We start from the raw sequence: 17,402 nt of genomic DNA, 5'->3' as shown, positions 1-17,402 counted from the left end.
GGCTACACTTTCTTAACCATAAATTGACGAATGGCAGTGCAGAAACGAGCAGTAGTTCAGCTTATCTGTACGCCGGTTCGTCGCGCCAATGAGATCAGCCCGTTTTGTCGTTCTTGGCGTCGCGCTCGCAGCCGGCCTTGCTGCGGCATTCCTGGCCTATGGATCGCGCCAGACACCCACCAACCCCACAGCCGCTCCAACCGCTTCGACCATGGACGTCCTGGTCGCGGCGGAGGATATCGGCCTGGGCGATGCCGTCGAGCCCGCCAAGCTGCGCTGGCAGGCCTGGCCGGCCGACAACCTGCCCGAACAGGCGGTGACGCGCCGCGCCGCGCCGGATGCGATGACCGAATTCTCCGGTGCCTACGCCCGCACGGGTCTCACCCGCGGCCAGATCATCCGGCGCGACACGCTGGTCAAGGCGGGCAGCTCGGGCTTCATGGCCGCCGTTCTGCCCACGGGCAAACGGGCGGTTGCCATCACCATCGACGAGCATGGCGCGACGACGGCCGGCGGCTTCATCCTTCCCAATGACCGCGTCGACGTCATCTGGACGGTCCGGCTCGAGAACCGGGGCGGCGCTGACGGGGGCCAGAAGGTATTCTCCCAGACCATTCTGCAGAACATCCGCGTGCTCGCGATCGGCCAGGCGGTGCAGGAAAAGGCCGGCGAGCGCACGGCCTCCGGCGGAACGGCGACGCTCGAAGTCGACCCGGAGCAGGCGCAAGTCCTCGTCCATGCAGAGAGGAGCGGCCAGCTTTCTCTCACACTACGCTCGATCACCGACGCCAAGAGCCCGCCCGCGGTCGCCCGCAACGACAACATTACGGTCATCCGTTTCGGTGTGCCCGTCGAAATCCCGAGGCGCTGACTATGACGATGGGGGGAGCGGCGCCGGGTATGACATCAAACAAGACGAAGGCGCTGCATCGCGGGCTTCGGCTGATAACGCTTCTCGCCGCAATGGCCGCCGCGCCAGCGCTACCGGCCCGGGCTGCCGATCTCGACGCCGTCGGCCTGCGCTCGAGCTATACCTACGACGCCGCGCCCGCGCGCCACATCGACCTGTCGATCGGGCGCTCGGTGGTGATCACGCTGGCGCGTGATGCCAAAGAGGTCTTCGTCGCCGATCCCAAGATCGCCAATGCGGTTGTCCGTTCGGCACGCAAGCTGTTCATCATCGGCATGGGCGACGGTGCCACCTCGCTGATCGCCATGGATGCCGACGGCCGGCAGATCGCCGCCTTCGATATAGCCGTCGGGCGCGACCTCAATCTTTTGCGCCAGACGCTGAGCACCGCCCTGCCCGGCGCGCAGATCGACGCGCGAACTGTTGGCGACTCGGTGCTGCTGACCGGCACGGTCGGCTCCGCCGACGAGGCGCAGCGCGCGGTCGATATCGCCACGGCCTTCGCCTCGAATAGCGGAGGAGGTCAGGGAGGAGCGTCTCAGGGCAAGGTCATCAATGCACTCACCCTGCGCACCAAGGACCAGGTCATGCTGAAGGTGACCGTCGCCGAGGTGCAGCGCAACGTGCTGAAGCAGCTCGGCGTCGATTCCACCGGCACCTGGAATCTCGGGCATCTGAGCCTCGATTCCATCATGAACAATCCCTTCGGCCTGCAGGGGCAGCCGCCGGACACGTCCGTGACCGCCAATTTCGGGTCGAAGAACAGCGTCACCCTGCGGGCGCTCGAGCAAGCGGGCGTGGCGCGCACGCTCGCCGAGCCGACCTTGACCGCGATCTCCGGCGAAACGGCATCCTTCCTCGTCGGCGGCGAGGTGCCGATTCCTTCGGGCTATAGCTGCGCCGGCACCGCCACCACGAGCTGCACGCCGACCATCGAGTTCAAGAAATTCGGCGTCGCGCTCACCTTCACCCCCGTCGTCCTCTCCGAGGGCCGCATGAGCCTGCGGGTCGCGACCGAAGTGTCGGAGGTCGACCCGCAGAACTCGGCCCGCTACGCGAGCTTCACCGTGCCGGGCTTCAAGGTGCGCCGCTCCGAGACGACCGTCGAATTGCCGTCCGGCGGATCGCTCGTGACCGCGGGCCTCATCCAGCAGAACTCCCGGCAGGCGATCAACGGCTTTCCCGGCCTCATGAACGTACCGATCCTCGGCACGCTGTTCCGCTCGCGTGACTACCAGCGGCAGGAGACCGAACTCATGATCGCGGTCACACCCTATCTCGCCAAGCCCATCAGCGCCCGTGACATCACGCAGCCCGACGAAGGCTTCGCCGACGCCATGGATCCGCAGTCGGTCTTTCTCGGGCGCGTCAACCGCATCTATGGCGCGAAGAAAGCCCCGCCACCGAAGGCCAGTTCCCTCGGCCGGATCGGCTTCATCAACGACTGAGGGCGGCATGACCGGTCAATCATCACCGACCAATGATCGCATGCTCCATGCCGGCAGGAAGCGGCGCGAGGGCGGCTCGCGGCTCGCCCTGCTCGTGCTGCTGGGCGTCGGCCTCTCGTCCTGCGGCTCGAACCGCGTGGTGACGAGCTCAACCTTCCCTTACGACTACCGCGAGCGCCATCCCATCGAGATCACCGACAAGCCCGAGGCGCTCGACGTCTTCGTCACGAACGGCAATCTCGGGCACCGCCAGGTCGATGATGTCCGCGCTTTCGCGGCGAGTTACCTGAGGCACGGCAAAAGCCGGATTCTCGCTTTCGTCCCGGCCGACACCGGGCAGGAGGCGGCAGTCCGCAACACGCTCGCGGCAGCGCGACGCGTTCTCGCCGCAAGCGGCATCCGCTCCTCGGACGTCATGGTCTCCGGCTATCATCCCGGCGACGCGAACCTTGCGCCGGTCGTGCGCCTCAGCTTCATCAGGCTCGGCGCCAAGGTCGCCGGCAGTTGTGGCAAGTGGCCTCAGGATCTGGCGAGCGGCTCCTCCACCGACGGATGGAAGAACCGTCCCTATTGGAATCTCGGCTGCGCCTCCCAGGCCAATCTCGCCGCGCAGGTTGCCGATCCGCTCGACCTCGTGCGCCCGCGCCCAGAAGGCCCCATCGACACGCAAAAGCGCCTCGGGGCCATCGAGAAGCTGCGCAAGGGGCAGGACCCGTCCACTCAATATAACGATGCCATGTCCATCGAAAACGGAGTGGGCCAATGACACGGCCGGCGCAGACTGCGGCGCCGGAGGATCAGGGCGGCATCGCCCCGCCCATCCCGCCCGTTCCGCGCATCGCCATCGAGGCCTTCTGCGAGACCCAGCAGGCGATCAGCGCTGTGACCGCGGCGGCACGCGACCGCCATATGGCGCGCGCGCAGCTCGGCACGCATGACGGCGGCATCGCGGCCGCCCGGCAGGTCTTCAGCGAAACCACCTCGCCGAATGTCGTCATCGTCGAAACGGTCGCCGGCCGCGAGGAGACCCTCGGCGGCCTCGATGCCCTCGCCGAGGTCTGCCATGTCGACACGAAGGTCATCGTCATCGGCCATGTCAACGACATCAAGCTCTACCGCGAGCTGATGCGCCGCGGGGTCAGCGACTATCTCGTCGCGCCGGTCGCGCCGCTCGATCTGGTCGCCGCCATCGGCACGATCTTCAGTGGGCCGGGCGTTGCGCCCCTCGGCCGCACCATCGCCGTCGTCGGGGCGAAGGGCGGTACCGGCGCCTCGACCATCGCGCATAACCTGGCCGCGACGATCGCTCGCGACCTCGGCGCCGCCACGCTGATCGTCGATCTCGACGTGGCCTTCGGCACGGCCGGCCTCGACCTCAACCAGGACCCGCCCCAAGGCGTCGCCGAAGCGCTCGCGGCACCGGAGCGGATCGATGCCAATTTCCTCGATCGGCTCATGGTGAAATGCGCCGACAATCTCAACCTGCTCGCCGCCCCGGCCGTTCTCGACCGGCCGTGGGACCTCGATGAAACCGTTGTCGATAAGCTTCTGGAGACGCTCAGGGCGACCAATCCGGTAGTCGTGCTCGATGTCCCGCATGTCTGGACGAGCTGGGCGCGGCGCACGCTGATCGATGCCGACGCGATCGTGCTCGTCGCCGCGCCAGATCTCGCCAATCTGCGCAATGCCAAAAATATGATGGACATGCTGCGCCAGACTCGGGCCTCCGATCGCCCGCCGCATCTCGTCGTGAACCAGGTCGGACTGCCCAAGCGCCCGGAGATCGCGATCGCGGAATTCACCAAGGCGCTCTCCATCGAGCCCGCAGCGATCCTGCCCTTCGACGCCAATCTCTTCGGAACGGCGGCCAATAACGGGCAGATGCTCCACGAAGTCCAGCCGACGGCCAAGGCCACCACGATCATCCAGGAGCTGGCGGCCACGATCATGGGCCGTGCCAAGACGCCGGCTTCCGGCTCCACCTTTCTGCAACCCTTTCTTGCCAAACTGGCGAGCATGAAGGTGCGGCACTGATGATCGACGGCGGCTGACGGGGTTTGACGGCGATGTTCGGGAAGAGGACGGACCAGGGCGCGGCGACACAGCCTGCGGCCGTCATCGCGGCGCGGCAACCGACCGAGCCGCGCTCGCTCGAAGCACGCACCGCGACGCCCGAGCAGCCCGCGCAAGCGGCGCGCACGACCGAGCCGCCACGCCATTCGGACGAATATTACCAGACGAAGAGCATGATCTTCGGGGCCCTGATCGAGGCGATCGATCTGACGCAGCTGGTAAAGCTCGACGCCGACAGCGCGCGCGAAGAGATCCGCGACATCGTCACAGAGATCATCGCGCTGAAAAGCGTCGTGATGTCGATCTCGGAGCAGGAGGAGATGCTCGAGGACATCTGCAACGATGTCCTCGGCTATGGACCGCTGGAGCCGCTGCTCGCCCGCGACGACATCGCCGATATCATGGTGAACGGCGCGGGCCGGACCTATATCGAGGTCAATGGCCGCATTCAGCTGACCAATGTGCGCTTCCGCGACAATCAGCAGCTGATGAACATCTGCCAGCGCATCGTGAGCCAGGTGGGCCGGCGCGTCGACGAATCCTCGCCCATCTGCGACGCGCGCCTGCCGGATGGCTCGCGCGTCAACGTCATCTGCCCGCCTTTGTCGATCGACGGGCCGGCGCTGACCATCCGCAAGTTCCGCCGCGACAGGCTCACCCTCGATGAGCTCGTACGCTTCGGCTCGATTTCCACCGAAGGCGCGGACGTGCTGCAGATCATCGGCCGGGTGCGCTGCAACGTCATCATCTCCGGCGGCACCGGTTCGGGCAAGACGACGCTGCTCAACTGCCTGACACGCTATATCGAGGATGACGAGCGCGTCATCACCTGCGAGGACGCGGCCGAACTGCAGCTGCAGCAGCCGCATGTCGTGCGCCTGGAAACCCGCCCGCCCAATCTCGAAGGCCAGGGGCAGGTGACCATGCGCGATCTCGTGCGCAACTGCCTGCGTATGCGGCCCGAGCGCATCATCGTCGGCGAGGTGCGCGGACCGGAGGCCTTCGATCTGTTGCAGGCCATGAATACCGGCCATGACGGCTCCATGGGCACGCTGCACGCCAATTCGCCGCGCGAGGCCCTGTCGCGCCTCGAATCGATGATCACCATGGGCGGCTTCTCGCTGCCCTCGCGCACCATCCGCGAGATGATCTGCGCGTCGGTGGACGTCGTCGTGCAGGCCGAGCGCCTGCGCGACGGGTCGCGCCGCATAACGCATATCACCGAGGTCCTCGGCATGGAGGGCGACGTGATCATCACGCAGGACCTCATGACCTTCGAAATCGTCGGGGAGGATGTGAACGGGCGCATTGTCGGCCAGCACCGCTCGACAGGTATCGGCCGGCCGCGCTTCTGGGAAAGGGCGCGCTACTTCGGCGAAGAGCAGCGCCTGGCGAAGGCGCTCGACTCGATCGAGCAGAAGGCCGGCATCGCCGGATCGGCGTGAGGGGCCGATGAACCTCCACGATCTCCTGGTCGTTCTGCTGGCGACCGTGGCGGCGGGAGCGACCGCCTATGCCATCCTCCTGCCCTATCTCTCGGCCCGCGGCCGGGTGGAGGAACGCCAGAAGATCTTCGTCGCCCCGCCGGCACAGCGCGCGCTGGAACGCGCCCAGGGCTCGGCCAGCCGGCGGCGCGAACAGATCGCCCAGAGCCTGAAGGAGCTCGAGGCGCGCGAAAAGGCCAAACACAAGGTCTCGCTGGAAACCCGCCTGGCGCGCGCCGGGCTCGGCTGGTCGAAGCGCCGGTTCTATGTCTTTTCCGCCCTGCTGGGGTTCGTCGCCGGGCTCATTCTCCTCGTCATCTCGCAAAATCTGCTGATTGCGGCGTCGGGGTTCTTCGTCGGGCTCTTCGGCCTGCCGCGCTGGTGCCTCGGCTTTCTCGCGAAACGACGCATCACCCGCTTCATCGAGGAATTGCCGAACGCGCTCGACATCATCGTCCGCGGCATCCGCGCCGGCCTTCCCGTCGGGGATTGTATCAAGATCATCGCCTCCGAGGCCTCCGAGCCGGTGCGCAGCGAGTTCCGCGGCATCGTCGAGGCGCAGGTGCTCGGCATGCCGATCGCCGAAGCGGTTGCGCGCTTGCCGGAACGGGTGCCGGTGGCCGAGGCCAATTTCTTCGCCATCGTCATCGCCGTTCAGCAGCAAGCCGGCGGCAATCTCTCGGAGGCGATCGGCAATCTCTCGCGCGTATTGCGGGAGCGGCGAAAGATGAAAGGCAAGATCACCGCCATGAGCATGGAGGCCAAGGCCTCCGCCAGCATCATCGGCGCGCTGCCCTTCGTGGTGGCCGGCCTCGTCTATATGACCAGCCCGAAATATGTCGCCTTCCTCTGGACCACCCATACCGGCGTCATCGCGCTTGTCCTCTCCGGGCTCTGGATGCTCGTCGGCGTCTTCGTCATGAAGAAAATGATCAGCTTCGACATCTGAAGGGCCGGTCCGTCCGGCACGATGCGGAAAGAAGAAGGCAATGTCGGCGCTTCTCGCGACCCTAGCAGACCGCCAGTTCCTCACGAGCCTCCTGGTCGCGATCGCCGTCGCGGCGACGGTGCTGACGCTCGCCATGCCGCTCGTCGGCGGCGACCGGCTGCAACGGCGCATGAAGGCCGTGGCGCTCGAGCGCGAACGCATCCGCCAGCGCGAGCGCGCGCGGCTTGGCGCCGCCAATCAGCGCGTCAATCTGCGGCCCGCCCCCAAGCCCTATATGAAGGAGGTCGTCGAGCGCCTCAACCTGAGCCAATGGCTCGGGACGGAGACGGCGAAGGCGAAGCTCACCATGGCCGGCTATCGCGGGCATTCGGCGGAAATCAATTTTCTCTTCTTCCGCCTTGTCATGCCGATCGGCCTCTGCGTAATCGCGGCCATCTATATGTTCGTTCTCCAGGTCGGGCATTTCCCCGGCCTCGTCCGCATCGGCATCGTCATCGCCGCGACCTATCTCGGCATCAAGCTGCCCGAGCTCTTCCTCGCCAATGTCATCCAGAAGCGGCAGCAATCCATCAAGCGGGCCTGGCCTGACGCGCTCGATCTCATGCTGATCTGCGTGGAATCGAGCATGTCGATCGAGCAGGCCTTCCGCAAGGTGAGCCAGGAGGTCGGTGCGCAGTCGATCGCGCTCGCCGAGGAGCTGATGCTGACGACCGCCGAACTCTCCTATCTCTCGGAGCGACGGCAGGCCTATGAGAATCTCGGCGCCCGCACCGGCGTCGAAGCGGTGAAGAACGTAACGACCGCCCTGATCCAGGCCGAGCGCTATGGCACGCCCATCGGCCAGGCGCTGCGCGTCCTCTCGCAGGAAAGCCGCGACATGCGCATGAACGAGGCGGAGAAGAAGGCGGCTGCGCTGCCGCCGAAGCTCACCGTGCCGATGATCCTGTTTTTCCTGCCGGTTCTTTTCGTGGTAATCATTACGCCGGCACTGATCCAGGTGTTCAAATGGCAATGAAAGAGGATTGTAGTCAGCGCTTCCGAAACAGCGGAAAGCCGATGCAGCCATAGGCTTGGCCCATCGGCAAGAGATGAAATCTTCCGGATTCGGTAAATGGGTAGGGAACCCAGCTGTCGCGTTTGACGTTACAGGCGTCATGAAGGCGAGGGCTGACGACCAACCGAGCCACCGGAAGATGGAGCACCCGGGCGTTTTGTTGCGCCGGTATATCTTGCCGGCGTTGCGACTGTCAGTCAGCCAAGCTGCGCGCGACCTCAGCATTACGCGTCAGACCCTTCACCGGATCCTGGCCGGTGAAGCCGCCATTACGCCTGAGATGGCGGTTCGCCTTGAACGTTTTTGCGGAGTAGCCTCACGGTTCTGGCTCGATCGCCAATACGACTACGAGTTGTCTCGCATCCAAACTGACTGTGAGGACGTGCTGGCGCGAATACCATCGCGCGCTCTTCCAGATGACGTCATCAAACAGATCGGGGGAGAGGATGGAAAAGATAGCAGCTAGTCCTGATAAGGCCCGCACAGGCGTTCCTGGGCTCGACGATATTCTGGCCGGCGGCTTTTCGAGGGGAAATGTGTTTCTCCTCGAAGGAAATCCCGGAACGGGAAAAACGACGATCGCGCTTCGTTTCCTCATCGAAGGCACCCAAGCTGGAGAACGGGGCCTTTACATCACCTTGTCCGAGACCGAGGGCGAGTTGCGCGCGGGTGCTGCGTCCCACGGCTGGACGCTCGAGGACAATATCGACGTTTTCGAGCTGGTGCCGCCGGAGAGCGTGCTCAATTCCGACCAGCAGCAGAGCCTCCTTTATTCCTCAGATCTCGAACTCGGCGAAGCGACCAGATCGATCTTCGACATCTTCGAGCGCGTGAGGCCGAGCCGGGTGGTTCTGGACAGCCTGTCGGAAATTCGGCTTCTGGCTCAGAGTTCACTTCGTTACAGACGCCAAATCCTCGCCCTCAAGCATTATTTTGCACGCCACCGCGCGACCGTGTTGCTTCTCGACGACCGGACCTCGGAGACATCGGATAAAACGGCGCACAGCGTCGTGCACGGGGTCGTTCAACTCGAAGAGCTCGCGCCCGACTACGGTGCGGAGCGTAGGCGGCTTCGTGTTTCAAAATATCGCGGGCAGGCGTTTCGCGGCGGCTACCATGATTTCAGCATCAAGATGGGTGGCGTGACGGTGTTTCCGCGCCTCGTGGCGCTCGAACACCGCAGGACCTTTCCGCGCAACCAGATGACCAGCGAGATCCCGGGGTTGGACGCTCTCCTGGGGGGAGGCATCGAGCAAGGCTCGAGCACTCTCGTCCTCGGGCCGTCAGGCACGGGCAAAAGCACCTTCGCCCTGCAATTCGTCGCGGCGGCCGTGCACCGCGGCGAGAAGGCCGCGATGTTTCTGTTCGACGAAGAACTCGGGCTACTGTTCGACCGGACGCGGGCAATGGGCTTTGATCTCGAGGCCATGCGGGAGTCCGGTTCGCTCCAGATCGAACAGCTCGATGCGGCCGAACTATCGCCTGGGGAGTTCGCGTCGCGGGTGTGCGAGCGGACCGACAAGGCACAGGCGAAGACGGTCGTCATCGACAGTCTGAATGGCTATCAGGCCGCCATGCCGACTGAGAACTCTCTCATTCTCCACATTCACGAGCTCCTGCAGTATCTCAACAGGCAGGGAGCCAACACTTTCCTGACGGTCGCGCAGCACGGACTGGTCGGCGACATGAAGACGCCGGTCGACGTTACTTATCTCGCCGATACGGTCATCTTGCTGCGCTATTTCGAGGCGCTGGGGAAGGTGCGACGCGCCGTTTCGATCATGAAGAAGCGCAGTGGACGTCACGAGGACAGCATTCGGGAATTCAGCATCGGCAAAAGCGGCCTTATCATGGGCGAACCGCTCACAGAATTTCAAGGCGTTCTGCGCGGCGTGCCCACCTTCGTGGGAAGTGCCAGCCCTTTGCTGAAGAACGACACAGAGAGAGACGGCAATTCATAAGTTGACTACATCGAAGGCGCTTATCTTCACGCCGCACGGTCGTGACGCGGCAATCGTCGGCGCGTTGCTGGCGGAAGCGAAGATCGATTCAGTGGTCTGCGCCGATCTCGCCGTTTTTCATGAAGCGCTTAACGAGAACGTATCCTTCGCTGTCGTTGCGGAGGAGGCCACGCGGTCGGCGGATCTGCGGCAGCTTGCGGGCTGGGTCGGCTCCCAACCAACGTGGTCGGACCTGCCCTTCATCATTTTTACCCAACGGGGCGGTGGTCCAGAGCGGAATCCGACGGCAGCGCGCCTGTCGGAGCTGCTCGGCAATGTGACCTTCCTGGAGCGGCCATTTCATCCCTCGACTTTCATCAGCGTTGCAAGAACCGCCCAAAAGGGCCGCCAGCGCCAATATGAATCGCGCGCCCGGATGGAAGAGCTTCATGAGGGCGAAGAGCGGCTCAGAACCGCCCTGGCAGCCGGTCGGCTCGGCTCCTGGGAACTGGATCTGGCGACAGGGGAGCTGAGAGCTTCCGCCATGTTCAAGGGGATCTTCGGCCGCGCCGAGGATGAGCCGCTGAACTACGATGACCTGGTCCGAAGCATCCAGTCCGATAGCCAGAGATCATTCCCCGACGCCCTATGGTCCGCGATCGAAGATGGAGGCAATCTTGCCTTCGTATCTCGCGATGTCTGGCCGGACGGCACCAGCCACTGGGTCGACATCAGGGCTCGCCTGGTGAAGGACCGGGCGGCGGGCACATCCCGGCTGGTGGGGGTTGCCTCCGATATCACCGACCGGAAGGTGAGCGAGGAAGCGCTCAGGCGCTTGAATGGGGTGCTGGAGGAGCGCGTCGCCGAACGCACCATCGAGCTGAAGCAGGCTCATGCCGCCGTATTGGCAGAAATCGAGCAGAGGGAACGCGCCGAAGACCTCCTGCGGCAGGCGCAGAAGATGGAGATGATCGGCCAGCTCACGGGTGGCGTGGCCCATGACTTCAACAATCTGCTGATGGCCGTCGTCGGCAACCTAGACCTCTTGCGCAAGCATCTCGCGCATGACGCGAAAGCGTCGCGGCTGATCGACGGCGCCATGCAGGGCGCCAAGCGCGGGGCGGCGCTGACACAGCGGCTTTTGGCCTTTGCGCGCCGGCAGGATCTGCAGGTCGAACCGAGGAACCTCGTCGAACTGCTGCGGGGCATGACCGACCTGATCGAACGTTCGGTGGGAAGCCAAATCGAGCTCGTCCTCGATCTTCCCGAGCAGTTGCCGGCAGTGCTCGTCGATGCGAACCAGATCGAGCTCGCCCTTCTCAATCTCATCGTCAACGCGCGGGACGCCATGCCGACGGGCGGCGTGCTGACGATCGAAGGCAGCCAGCAAGAAGTCGGCCCCGGAAGCGAGCTCGCCACCGGCCCTTATGTGCGCGTGGTCGTGAGCGACACCGGTTGTGGCATGAACGCCTGGACGCTCGCCAAGGCGACGGAGCCGTTTTTCTCGACGAAGGAGCTCGGCAAGGGAACGGGCCTCGGACTCTCAATGGTTCATGGTTTGGCGATGCAGCTCAATGGCGCGCTTCGGCTGAAGAGTGAGGTGGGCGATGGCACGAGGGCGGAGCTCTGGTTGCCGGTCACGGACGCCGCTCCACAAGACGAGAAGGCGGAGGCCTCCGCCGCGATAGCCCACACGGCCAGGAAACTCACGGTTCTGGTCGTCGACGACGACGCCCTGATCGCGATGAGCACGGCCGACATGCTCGAGGATCTCGGCCATGAGGCCATCGAGGCAAATTCCGGCAGCAAGGCGCTCGAGATTCTAGGGAACGGCCGGTCTGTCGACCTCCTCATCACGGATTACTCGATGCCGAAGATGAATGGGGCTCAGCTCGCCGAGGCTGTTCGACAAGCCTTGCCGGACCTCCCGATCCTGCTCGTTACCGGCTATGCGGATCTGCCGCCTGGCGCTGGCCAGGACATTCCGCGGATCAGCAAGCCTTACCAGCAAGGGCAGTTGGCTTCAGCGATCGCCAAGATGCTGGCGCCCAGGGGTGCTGGCGCCCAGGACCGCTGAGGGGCCTTCCTGGCGCGCTTGCAGGCGACGACCGCCTCACGACCTCGCTCGACCGCTCACCGTTTGCAATTGGTCCTGAACCTCACCGGGAGGGAGTTCGCTGCCTCCATCCACTGCATTCGTTCCCGACGCGGAGCTCCGCCGCTTCGGCGAAGCCTTCTTTTTCTGCCGCGCCTCGAAAATGAAGTCGCGCACGATGGGCACCGCGTCGCGTTGCGGCGACAGAAGGAGCTGAAAGACCATGTTGGAGCCGTTGAGGAAGCCGAGCTCGACCGCACAGAGGTAGAACTCCCACATCCGGCAGAAGCGCTCGTCATAAAGCGCGGCCGCCTCGGCGCGATGGGCCTCGAAGCGCTCGCGCCAATGCTTGATCGTGTAATAGTAGTGCAGCCGCAATACCTCCATGTCCGCGACCCACATCCCAACCCGCTCCGTGGCGGCGAAGACCTCCGACAGGGCCGGCACGTAGCCGCCCGGGAAGATGTATTTGCGGATGAAGGGCCCGGTGGTGCCGGGCGGTGTCATGCGTCCGATGCAATGGACGAAGGCGTAGCCGTTGTCGGTGAGAAGCGAGCTGATCTTGCGGAAATAATCGTCGAAATGACCGATGCCGACATGTTCCATCATGCCGACCGAGACGACACGATCGAAACGCCCTTCGAGGGCGCGGTAGTCAAGCTCGCGAAAATCGATGCGATCCACCACCCCGGCCTCTGCTGCCCGCTCGCGCGCGATGCGCAGCTGCTCGGGCGAGACATTGATCGCGGTGACATGCGCGCCACTCTTTGCCAATTGAATGGCGAGCGAGCCCCAGCCCGATCCGATCTCGGCGACACTCATGCCGGATTCGAGCTTCAGCTTGGCAACAATGCGCTCCAGCTTGTTGCGCTGGGCGTCTTCGAGTGTATCTGTCTCGGGATTTTCAAAGAAGGCGCAGGAATAGTTCAGCCCCTCGTCGAGAAAGAGGCGATAGAGATCCGTCGAAAGATCGTAATGGTGCCTGGCATTGGCCGCCGCGACCTTGGCCGGATTGGCTTGCTGACGGCGTTTCAAGGCGCGCCACAGGGTGCGAATGAGCTTTTGTGATTGGTGCGCACCAAGCCCGGTGCGGTTGATCGAAAACAGATAGAGGAAGTCGTAGACCGACGAGCCCTGATCGAAGGTGAGCGTGCCGTCCATATAGGCTTCGCCCGCGTGCAGCTCGGGATTGAGGAAGAGCTTGGTGTGGAGCGCCTTGTCGTGGAGCCGCACATGGACCTCCGGTCCCGTACCCTTGCCGCCGAAGACATGCACCTTCCCGTCGGCGTCGGTCAGATGCATGGCTCCGTTCCGGACGAATTTGTTCAAAAGATTGGACAGCAGCAGCATCTCACCCCCGTTTTCCCGTTCACCATGCGCGAGCGCCAGTCTTGACGCCGAATCAATCCCTTGCAAGCCTTGTCGGCATGGCTATCCATGGATAGCAATGCGCGACGCTGGGTTTTGGGAGGCAAGCTGGATTTTCCTCGTTGGAAACGCTCAGAGAGGATGAGGTTTCACGTTTTTCCCTTGTCTGATCGGCAACTATTCGATGTCCGCCGCCGCACGGCGGACGATGTCTCCTCGTCCCGGAAGTGATCTCTGAGTGAACAAACGCCGCATCGTGGTTACCGGTCTCGGGCTTGTCTCGCCTCTCGGCTGCGGCGTCGAACCGGTGTGGAGCCGGCTGATCGCCAGCCGCTCCGGCATCAGGCGGCTTCCCGACGCGATGGTGCACGACGTGGCCGCCAAGATCGGCGGACGCGTACCGACCAAGGTGGAAGACCCCGAAGCGGGCTATGATCCTCAGGCTCTGGTTTCACCCAAGGACCAGAAACGGATGGATCCCTTCATCCATCTCGCGCTCGCCGCCGCCGAAGAGGCGATCGCCCAGGCGGGCTGGCGCCCGGCGAGCGGGCACGCGCGTGAACGGACCGCGACCATCATCGCATCGGGCATCGGCGGCTTCACGGCGATGAGCGAGGCGATGATCACGGTGCAGACCAAGGGTGCACGGCGGCTGTCGCCCTTTACGGTGCCCTCCTTCCTGGTCAATCTGGCGGCGGGCCAGGTCTCGATCCGGCACGGTTTCCGCGGGCCGATCGGCGCGCCGGTGACGGCCTGTGCCGCGAGCGTCCAGGCCATCGGCGACGGCGCGCGGCTGATCGCCAGCGGAGAAGCCGATGTCGCCGTCTGCGGTGGCGCGGAATCCTGCATCGAACGTGTCAGCCTCGGCAGTTTCGCTGCCGCGCATGCGCTCTCGACTCATTTCAACGACCAGCCCGAACGCGCCTCCCGGCCATTTGACATCCATCGCGACGGCTTCGTGATGGGCGAAGGCGCGGGCATGGTGGTGGTCGAGGCCCTGGACCACGCTTTGGCACGGGGCGCAACGCCGCTCGCCGAACTCGTCGGCTACGGCACCAGTTCAGACGGCTTCCACATGGCGGCCGCGCCAGCCGACGGAGAAGGCGTGCAGCGCGCAATGCGGCTTGCGATCACCGCCGCCGGCATAGATCCCTCGGAGATCGGCTATATCAACGCGCACGCCACTTCGACGCCGATGGGGGACGCGGCCGAACTGATGGCGATCAGCCGGATCTTCGGTCCCAATGCCGACGTCTCCATATCCTCCACCAAATCGGCAATCGGCCATCTTCTAGGAGCGGCCGGTGCCGTCGAGGCCATCTTCAGCATCCAGGCGCTACGCACCTCCATGCTGCCGCCGACCCTGAACCTCGAAGACCACGACCCCGCTGCCGGCGATCTCGACCTAATCGGGCCGCAAGCGCGCGAAAAGCCGATCACCTATGCCCTGTCGAACGGTTTTGGTTTTGGCGGCGTCAACGCGTCGATTATCTTTCGCCGCATCTGACCTATTAAGATCGTGCACAAAACCCGCTGGACGTATCGCCTCTCCAGTGCCTTGATGAAATCGGCCGAGCTTGGCCAACTGAAATGGATAAACCTATGGCAGACAATCGAAGCGACTCGCGCAAGCGCGCCGACGAACAGCTCAAACGAGCATCGAAGGCCATTGTCACTCCCGGTCGCGAACTGTCGCGGCAGGAAGCTGAAAGCAAGGTCGTTCGCGACAAGACCGCGAAGCTGAAAGCGCTCCGCCTCGCAAAGGACGACAAGGAAAAGGCTTAACACGACGCCGACCGGCGATAATGGTCAGTGACGCCGTAGGAACATGGATCAGCGCTTGGTGAAGAAGGTGAGCAAGACCTTGTCGTTCTCGCCGAGCAGGCAGAGGAAGGTATGCGGCTCGTCTGAGCTCTCGCGCTGAATGGTCGCCTGGCCGATCAGGACCGTCGTCACCTTGATGCCTTCGATATCCCCCTTCGACTTGGCCACCGTCAGGCTATCGAGGTCGAGCTTCACGTCCTTCAGGGGCGAGTGGTCGGTTTCGGCCTTCAATGTGGCGATCGCAGCCTTACGGCAAATAGCGGACTCGGGTGGCTCTTGCGCTTCGGCCGGCGCCGCCGCGAAGGCGACAAGCAGGAGCCCAGCGATCAGAGCGGCGGCCTTTGTGTGCAGCATAGGTCCTCCAATGGCGTGAGACGTCGCGCTCAGGCTCAACGGCGCAGGCGCCGGAACGTTGCAGCAAAGCTAGAGGTATCGTGAAGGCACGGGGCTTCTTCTGCTGAAGTTGCGCGGCAGCGGAACCGACGCCGCGGTCACCGGAATGTGCCCGCCTTCTCCGGGAGAAGACGGGCTCCATGCGACAGTTCGCTCGGCTAAGAAGACAGGTCAGCTCACAGAGCGGTGTATCGGGTCCGCTCGCGCGCAACCTCGTCCGGATCATAGGGAGGCGCCTTCTCATCGAAAGACGACCAGCCGTTTTCCCGGTAGGCGCGTTCCCGGCTGCCGACGTCCACGGATTTACTTTGTTGGAGGACCGCCTCGGCCTGGCCTGCCCGCGCCTCGTCGACCTTCGCCGTCACGAGCGTGCCGCCGCGACGCACGCCTTCAGCATAGACATGCGCATGATCTTCGGGCACGCCCGAATTCGTCAGCGCCCCGACGAGGCCGCCGGTGGCGCCGCCAACCGCTGCGCCAGCAGCGGCTCCCGCCGCAGTAGCGGCAAGCCATCCGGCTGCAACGACGGGACCGACACCCGGAATGGCCATAAGACCAAGACCTGTGAGGAGCCCCCCGACGCCGCCGATGGCCGCGCCGATCCCGGCCCCCGTGCCAGCGCCTTCAGCAGCATCGGACGTGCGGTCATCCGCATGCCAGTTGTCCGAGTTATTGGCCACAATGCTGATGTCCGACGAATCAACACCTGCCTGTTCGAGTGTCGTCACGGCCGCGGAGGCATCGGCATAGCTGTCATAGAGAGCGGATACGGTCTTTGTCATTGGATCACTCCTTTGAGGATCTGCAGTAAGATGAGGCGCGGCGTATTATTTGGGGACGACGTTGCCCTGATAGTCGAGGCTGACTTCGTGCGATGCTCCGGCCTTCGAGGCCTTGCCCCGCCAGATGCCATCCTTGTCCTTGGCAAGGGCAGAGACTTGGCTGTAACCGGCAGCCTCGATCCGCGACTTCGCCTGAGCTTCCGTGAAGCTATTGGCGCCAGCGGCCGGCGCTCCCGAACTATTGGCACCGGGCGTGCTCACAGCGGGTGTGCTTGGATCCGGATTGGCGGCCGGAGGCGTTTGCGCCATGGCTGCACTCGCGGTAATCCCAAGAATGGCGGCGGCGAGAACATGCCTCATATTATATCTCCAACTGTTGTATCGACTGACATTTTGGCGTCGTCTCAGTGCTCAGGCACTTTTCCCGGATAGGGCCCCATTTATTCAGAATTTAACTCTATCTTCATAAATAGAAGTTCTCCGCCCAGTCATTGTTAATCGTCTGCTTGACAATAAGTTCCCTGAACTAATCTCTTGAGCGCAGGGCTACAAAGGTCCTATTGCGAGCAGTTCGCTCGCACATGACCGAGCCGAGAGCCTGAAAGCAGAAAACTACTATGCCTCCAGGAACCAGGGCTGATCGTCGCAGTTAGCCTTGCATGTGCAGCGCAAGCGACCATTCGCATTTGGCTATCGTGGCGGAGGACGAGCCCCTTGTGAGTCTCGTGATCACGGCGACCCTCGAGGACGCCGGTCACGAGGTGCTTGCCGTCTCCTGCGCGGAGGAGGCATTGAACGCCCTTTCCGCTCATCCCGATGCCAAGCTCCTCGTGACGGACGTCGAGATGCCGGGGATGGACGGCTTTGCGCTCACCCGAGCCGTGCGCGAGAAGAGCCCATCTATGATCGTTGTCGTGGTTTCCGGTCGGCAAGCCCCCGCCAAGGGAGACCTTCCGGCAGGCGTGCGCTTCCTGCCCAAGCCCTTTGCCCCCGAGCGCCTGTTGCTGGAGATCGAGGCAGCCGCTGCGATCCACCCGCTGCGCAGGCAGTAACGACGCGCTGAGCTTTGCCCACCCCGCGTC

The 17,402-nt window shown here is 63.8% G+C and carries 17 protein-coding genes; 13 read left to right on the top strand and 4 right to left on the bottom strand.

The features are described from left to right. The first annotated feature begins 88 nt into the window (after positions 1-88). From cpaB to ACFQU1_RS10700, 10 genes are all read left to right on the top strand, one after another. Entirely contained in the window at positions 89-871 is a 783-nt protein-coding gene (cpaB, locus tag ACFQU1_RS10745; protein WP_378132267.1) for a Flp pilus assembly protein CpaB, read from the top strand. Positions 872-900: 29 nt separating this feature from the next. Next, positions 901-2,358 (top strand): type II and III secretion system protein family protein, encoded by a 1,458-nt coding sequence (locus tag ACFQU1_RS10740; protein ID WP_378132265.1) that lies wholly within the window; start codon positions 901-903, stop codon positions 2,356-2,358. Between the two features lie 7 nt (positions 2,359-2,365). After that, the gene (locus ACFQU1_RS10735) at positions 2,366-3,124 is read left to right on the top strand and encodes a CpaD family pilus assembly protein (protein ID WP_378132263.1); all 759 of its coding nucleotides are present in this window, start codon (positions 2,366-2,368) and stop codon (positions 3,122-3,124) included. After that, positions 3,121-4,392, top strand: a complete 1,272-nt coding sequence (locus ACFQU1_RS10730; protein WP_378132261.1) for an AAA family ATPase — start codon at positions 3,121-3,123, stop codon at positions 4,390-4,392. The genes ACFQU1_RS10735 and ACFQU1_RS10730 overlap by 4 nt, the downstream gene beginning before the upstream one ends. 32 nt (positions 4,393-4,424) lie before the next feature. Further along, positions 4,425-5,876 (top strand): CpaF family protein, encoded by a 1,452-nt coding sequence (locus tag ACFQU1_RS10725; protein WP_378132259.1) that lies wholly within the window; start codon positions 4,425-4,427, stop codon positions 5,874-5,876. A gap of 7 nt (positions 5,877-5,883) precedes the next feature. Next, on the top strand, positions 5,884-6,864 hold the full coding sequence (locus tag ACFQU1_RS10720; RefSeq protein ID WP_378132257.1) for a type II secretion system F family protein: 981 nt from the start codon (positions 5,884-5,886) through the stop codon (positions 6,862-6,864). Between the two features lie 40 nt (positions 6,865-6,904). Next, positions 6,905-7,879, top strand: coding sequence for a type II secretion system F family protein (locus tag ACFQU1_RS10715; RefSeq protein WP_378132255.1), 975 nt, complete (start codon positions 6,905-6,907; stop codon positions 7,877-7,879). A gap of 73 nt (positions 7,880-7,952) precedes the next feature. Then, positions 7,953-8,384: a HigA family addiction module antitoxin gene (locus ACFQU1_RS10710; RefSeq protein WP_378132252.1), complete on the top strand. Its 432-nt coding sequence runs from the start codon at positions 7,953-7,955 to the stop codon at positions 8,382-8,384. Further along, positions 8,365-9,879 (top strand): ATPase domain-containing protein, encoded by a 1,515-nt coding sequence (locus tag ACFQU1_RS10705; protein WP_378132250.1) that lies wholly within the window; start codon positions 8,365-8,367, stop codon positions 9,877-9,879. Before ACFQU1_RS10710 ends, ACFQU1_RS10705 begins: the two co-directional genes overlap by 20 nt. Position 9,880: 1 nt before the next feature. Beyond that, a complete protein-coding gene (locus tag ACFQU1_RS10700; RefSeq protein WP_378132248.1) occupies positions 9,881-11,935 on the top strand; it encodes an ATP-binding protein in 2,055 nt (684 codons plus the stop codon). Between the two features lie 36 nt (positions 11,936-11,971). On the opposite strand, the gene ACFQU1_RS10695 is transcribed toward ACFQU1_RS10700, so the two are convergent. After that, positions 11,972-13,303, bottom strand: a complete 1,332-nt coding sequence (locus ACFQU1_RS10695; RefSeq protein WP_378132246.1) for a class I SAM-dependent methyltransferase — start codon at positions 13,301-13,303, stop codon at positions 11,972-11,974. A 256-nt stretch (positions 13,304-13,559) separates the two neighbouring features. On the opposite strand from ACFQU1_RS10695, the gene fabF reads away from it, so the two are divergent. Continuing rightward, entirely contained in the window at positions 13,560-14,828 is a 1,269-nt protein-coding gene (gene fabF / locus ACFQU1_RS10690; RefSeq protein ID WP_378132244.1) for a beta-ketoacyl-ACP synthase II, read from the top strand. 83 nt (positions 14,829-14,911) lie between these two features. Continuing rightward, positions 14,912-15,106, top strand: a complete 195-nt coding sequence (locus ACFQU1_RS10685) for a hypothetical protein (protein WP_378132242.1) — start codon at positions 14,912-14,914, stop codon at positions 15,104-15,106. Between the two features lie 48 nt (positions 15,107-15,154). Here the strand turns inward: ACFQU1_RS10685 and ACFQU1_RS10680 are convergent, their stop codons facing one another. The 3 genes from ACFQU1_RS10680 to ACFQU1_RS10670 all read right to left on the bottom strand — a co-directional run bounded on the left by ACFQU1_RS10680 (position 15,155) and on the right by ACFQU1_RS10670 (position 16,680). Beyond that, positions 15,155-15,499, bottom strand: a complete 345-nt coding sequence (locus tag ACFQU1_RS10680; protein ID WP_378132240.1) for a hypothetical protein — start codon at positions 15,497-15,499, stop codon at positions 15,155-15,157. A 215-nt stretch (positions 15,500-15,714) separates the two neighbouring features. Further along, complete coding sequence (locus tag ACFQU1_RS10675; RefSeq protein WP_378132238.1) at positions 15,715-16,320, bottom strand: general stress protein; 606 nt, start codon at positions 16,318-16,320, stop codon at positions 15,715-15,717. A 45-nt stretch (positions 16,321-16,365) separates the two neighbouring features. Then, on the bottom strand, positions 16,366-16,680 hold the full coding sequence (locus ACFQU1_RS10670; protein WP_378132236.1) for a PepSY domain-containing protein: 315 nt from the start codon (positions 16,678-16,680) through the stop codon (positions 16,366-16,368). A 299-nt stretch (positions 16,681-16,979) separates the two neighbouring features. On the opposite strand from ACFQU1_RS10670, the gene ACFQU1_RS10665 reads away from it, so the two are divergent. Next, positions 16,980-17,372 carry a response regulator gene (locus ACFQU1_RS10665; protein ID WP_378132234.1) on the top strand — a complete coding sequence of 131 codons (393 nt, stop codon included), beginning with the start codon at positions 16,980-16,982 and terminating at the stop codon, positions 17,370-17,372. Positions 17,373-17,402: the final 30 nt, after the last annotated feature.

Source organism: Chelatococcus sp. GCM10030263, assembly GCF_042666455.1.
GTDB lineage: Bacteria > Pseudomonadota > Alphaproteobacteria > Rhizobiales > Beijerinckiaceae > Chelatococcus.
The sequence above is the reverse complement of the archived record's forward strand: the minus strand, read 5'-3'. Positions and strand labels throughout refer to the sequence as shown.

Bases quoted from the DNA above. Each gene is read 5' to 3' on its own strand.
- ACFQU1_RS10735 (WP_378132263.1), top strand. From the start codon at position 2,366: ATGACCGGTCAATCATCACCGACCAATGATCGCATGCTCCATGCCGGC.
- ACFQU1_RS10730 (WP_378132261.1), top strand. From the start codon at position 3,121: ATGACACGGCCGGCGCAGACTGCGGCGCCGGAGGATCAGGGCGGCATC.
- ACFQU1_RS10695 (WP_378132246.1), bottom strand. From the start codon at position 13,303: ATGCTGCTGCTGTCCAATCTTTTGAACAAATTCGTCCGGAACGGAGCC.
- ACFQU1_RS10725 (WP_378132259.1), top strand. From the start codon at position 4,425: ATGTTCGGGAAGAGGACGGACCAGGGCGCGGCGACACAGCCTGCGGCC.
- ACFQU1_RS10710 (WP_378132252.1), top strand. From the start codon at position 7,953: ATGAAATCTTCCGGATTCGGTAAATGGGTAGGGAACCCAGCTGTCGCG.
- ACFQU1_RS10680 (WP_378132240.1), bottom strand. From the start codon at position 15,499: ATGCTGCACACAAAGGCCGCCGCTCTGATCGCTGGGCTCCTGCTTGTC.
- ACFQU1_RS10705 (WP_378132250.1), top strand. From the start codon at position 8,365: ATGGAAAAGATAGCAGCTAGTCCTGATAAGGCCCGCACAGGCGTTCCT.
- ACFQU1_RS10675 (WP_378132238.1), bottom strand. From the start codon at position 16,320: ATGACAAAGACCGTATCCGCTCTCTATGACAGCTATGCCGATGCCTCC.
- ACFQU1_RS10665 (WP_378132234.1), top strand. From the start codon at position 16,980: ATGTGCAGCGCAAGCGACCATTCGCATTTGGCTATCGTGGCGGAGGAC.
- ACFQU1_RS10685 (WP_378132242.1), top strand. From the start codon at position 14,912: ATGGATAAACCTATGGCAGACAATCGAAGCGACTCGCGCAAGCGCGCC.
- ACFQU1_RS10670 (WP_378132236.1), bottom strand. From the start codon at position 16,680: ATGAGGCATGTTCTCGCCGCCGCCATTCTTGGGATTACCGCGAGTGCA.
- ACFQU1_RS10740 (WP_378132265.1), top strand. From the start codon at position 901: ATGACATCAAACAAGACGAAGGCGCTGCATCGCGGGCTTCGGCTGATA.
- cpaB (WP_378132267.1), top strand. From the start codon at position 89: ATGAGATCAGCCCGTTTTGTCGTTCTTGGCGTCGCGCTCGCAGCCGGC.
- ACFQU1_RS10715 (WP_378132255.1), top strand. From the start codon at position 6,905: ATGTCGGCGCTTCTCGCGACCCTAGCAGACCGCCAGTTCCTCACGAGC.
- ACFQU1_RS10720 (WP_378132257.1), top strand. From the start codon at position 5,884: ATGAACCTCCACGATCTCCTGGTCGTTCTGCTGGCGACCGTGGCGGCG.